The 2,711-nt window shown below is 34.9% G+C and carries 3 protein-coding genes; all 3 read left to right on the top strand.

Annotated features, from left to right (window positions below; genetic code table 11):
- Positions 1–8 precede the first annotated feature (8 nt).
- The 3 genes from D6734_04860 to rlmD are packed head-to-tail and all read left to right on the top strand — an operon-like array spanning position 9 to position 2,627.
- Positions 9–452: a TIGR00725 family protein gene (locus tag D6734_04860; protein RMF95840.1), complete on the top strand. Its 444-nt coding sequence runs from the start codon at positions 9–11 to the stop codon at positions 450–452.
- Positions 449–1,333, top strand: a complete 885-nt coding sequence (locus D6734_04855; GenBank protein ID RMF95839.1) for an SDR family oxidoreductase — start codon at positions 449–451, stop codon at positions 1,331–1,333. The genes D6734_04860 and D6734_04855 overlap by 4 nt, the downstream gene beginning before the upstream one ends.
- The gene (rlmD, locus tag D6734_04850; GenBank protein ID RMF95838.1) at positions 1,329–2,627 is read left to right on the top strand and encodes a 23S rRNA (uracil(1939)-C(5))-methyltransferase RlmD; all 1,299 of its coding nucleotides are present in this window, start codon (positions 1,329–1,331) and stop codon (positions 2,625–2,627) included. The genes D6734_04855 and rlmD overlap by 5 nt, the downstream gene beginning before the upstream one ends.
- Positions 2,628–2,711 lie beyond the last annotated feature (84 nt).

Genomic DNA, 2,711 nt, shown 5'->3' with positions numbered 1-2,711 from the left:
GATTTCAAATATCGGTCATTGGCGGGGCAAACTGCACGTCTGCTGAATATGACAAAGCCGAGGAATTGGGGCAGGGATTGGCAGAATTAGGCGCTGTCGTTGTTTGCGGAGGGCTTGGAGGTGTTATGGAGGCAGTATGCAAAGGCGCCAAGGAAAAAGGCGGCATCACTGTCGGAATACTACCCGGTGAGGAATTCAATGCAAATCCCTATGTTGATATAACTATTGTGACAGGGTTGAGCCATGCACGGAATGTGCTTGTCGCAAGAAGCGGAATTTGTGTAGTGGCCGTTGGAGGAGGATACGGCACTTTGTCTGAAATTGCCATTGCCCTTAAACTTGGAAAGAGAGTTATTGGAATAGATAGCTGGAATATATCTGATGATGTTATTGGTGTTTCGTCAGTAGATGAAGCATTATCTATAATAGAGGAAACTATCAATAATGTATGAAAAAGAGACTGTTGCTTACAGGGGCAAGTGGTTTTGTTGGTTATAATTTTCAGGAAAAACTTTCAAAAGACTACAAAGTATTTGCCCATTACAACAGGAACAAATTTGTAAAAAGAAAATGTACACCCTGCCGATTCGATTTAGCAGACTCAAAGGCGCTTCATAATGTATTTGATGAAATCAAACCTCATATAGTTATCCATAGTGCAGCGATTTCAAATGTAGAAGATTGTGAAAAAAATCCATCTTTAGCCTTTAAGATTAATAGGGATATTACAGGCAAGATTGCAGAATTATGTAGTAAGCATAATTCCAAACTTGTATTTCTTTCAACTGATATTGTTTTTGACGGAAAAAAAGGTAATTATGTAGAAACTGATGAAGTCAATCCACTGAATGCATATGCGTCATCGAAGGCGGAAGCTGAAGAGGAAATCAAAAGAAAAATTGATGATTATTTGATATTGAGAATTTCCCTTACATATGGTTTAAAAAATCCTAAATATAAATCTTTTTTGGATAAAATGATCGATTCACTAAAAGATGGGAGAGAATTAAATCTTTTTACAGACCAAATAAGATGCCCGAATTATGCTGAAGATGTAGCCGAAATAATGCTGAGACTTATCGAAAAGAAGCAAAAAGGAATATTCCATTGCGCAGGGCCTCAAGCCTTATCAAGATATGAGATAGGAAAAATTGTTGTCGATACATTCAATTTGGATGAAAGAAAAATTAAACCTGTGAAAGTAGATGAGTACCAACTACCTTTTAAAAATGGCAGGGATTGCTCGCTGAATTGTCAAAAGGCATATTCAATTTCAGGATTTGTGCCAAAAAAATTTGTCGAAAGACTCATTGCAGTGAAAAAGGAGTATTAAAATCGAAGAGATTGTCACAAGAATAGATAAAGCCGTATATGGTGGATACGGGCTAGGACATTTCTTTGACAAGGTTGTATTGATTCCGAAGACTATTCCGGGTGAAACTGTAAAAGTTGAAATTATTGATGATAAGAAGGATTATCTCCTCGGGAAAGTTGTCGGTTTTATAAAATCCTCCACTTTTAGGCGAAATCCGCCTTGTCCATATTATTCTCAATGCGGCGGATGTCACTATCAGCACATAGAATATAATTACCAAACAAAAATCAAAGAGGATATTGTTAAAGAAACATTTAAGAGGGTAGGGGGGATAGAAGATATAGAAGTCAATTCTATGATTACCTCCCCTTCTGAATTTGGATACAGAAACAGAGTTGAGCTTAAAGTTACGAGAAAAGTGCAGAAAAACGAGCCGTATTTAGGTTTTTATATGGAAAATTCTCATAAAATTGTGCCAATTGCAAGATGTCTGTTATGCGGCAATAGAATTAATGAATTGATAGAAGCATTAAACTTTTATAGCCCTATAGTATTCAAAAAGAATTGTGAAAACTTGAAGCTTATCTATAGCGCATCATCTGATAAATTGTTATTGAAGGCAATAGGTAAGAATTTGAATAAACGCACAATGGAAAATGCTTTGAATGATTTGAAGAAGTATGTGAAAGGTATTTCTGGAATTGTTTTTGGGTATGGAAATAAGAAAAATTCCTTTGGCAAAGAGTATGTGTATGAAAGAATAAAAGATATCAAATATCGAGTAAATTCAGATAGTTTCTTCCAAATAAATAATTTATTACATGAAGTTCTGCTTGAAACTGTAATAAAGATTTTCAAACCCAAGAAAAAGGAAAAGATTCTTGATTTATATTCAGGTGTTGGCACTTTCTCACTTCCTTTGGCGCAAAAAAGCTCAATTGTAGTTGGTATTGAAAGTAATAAAGATGCTGTTGATGATGCAAAATTTAATGCTAAAAGCAATAAGATAACAAATATCTCCTTTATAGAAGGTGATGCGGCTGAGGAATTGGAAGGCGCTTTAAAGAAGACCAAATTTGATTCTATCTTTATCAATCCGCCAAGAAGTGGCTGTAGTACAGAGGTGAAAAAAATACTTTCAAAAGCCGAAGTTTCTAAAATCTTTTATCTCTCCTGCAATCCTTCCACCTTGGCTCGTGATTTGAAGCAATTTCTAAGCAAAGGTTTTAAAATTAAGACAGTCCAGCCATTTGACCTTTTTCCTCAAACAATGCATATAGAAACCGCAGTATTGTTGAGTAGGGAATCATAATAGGTAAAAGAAGAAAGGATTAAGTGTATTATAAAATCATATATATTTAATGTCTGATAAGATATATTATGTAAACTTTTATAT

The organism is Candidatus Schekmanbacteria bacterium (genome assembly GCA_003695725.1).
In the GTDB taxonomy this organism is placed as follows: Bacteria; Schekmanbacteria; GWA2-38-11; order GWA2-38-11; family J061; genus J061.
The sequence above is the reverse complement of the archived record's forward strand: the minus strand, read 5'-3'. Positions and strand labels throughout refer to the sequence as shown.

Coding starts and splice junctions, on each gene's coding strand:
- D6734_04855 (RMF95839.1), top strand. CDS start 449: ATGAAAAAGAGACTGTTGCTTACAGGGGCAAGTGGTTTTGTTGGTTAT.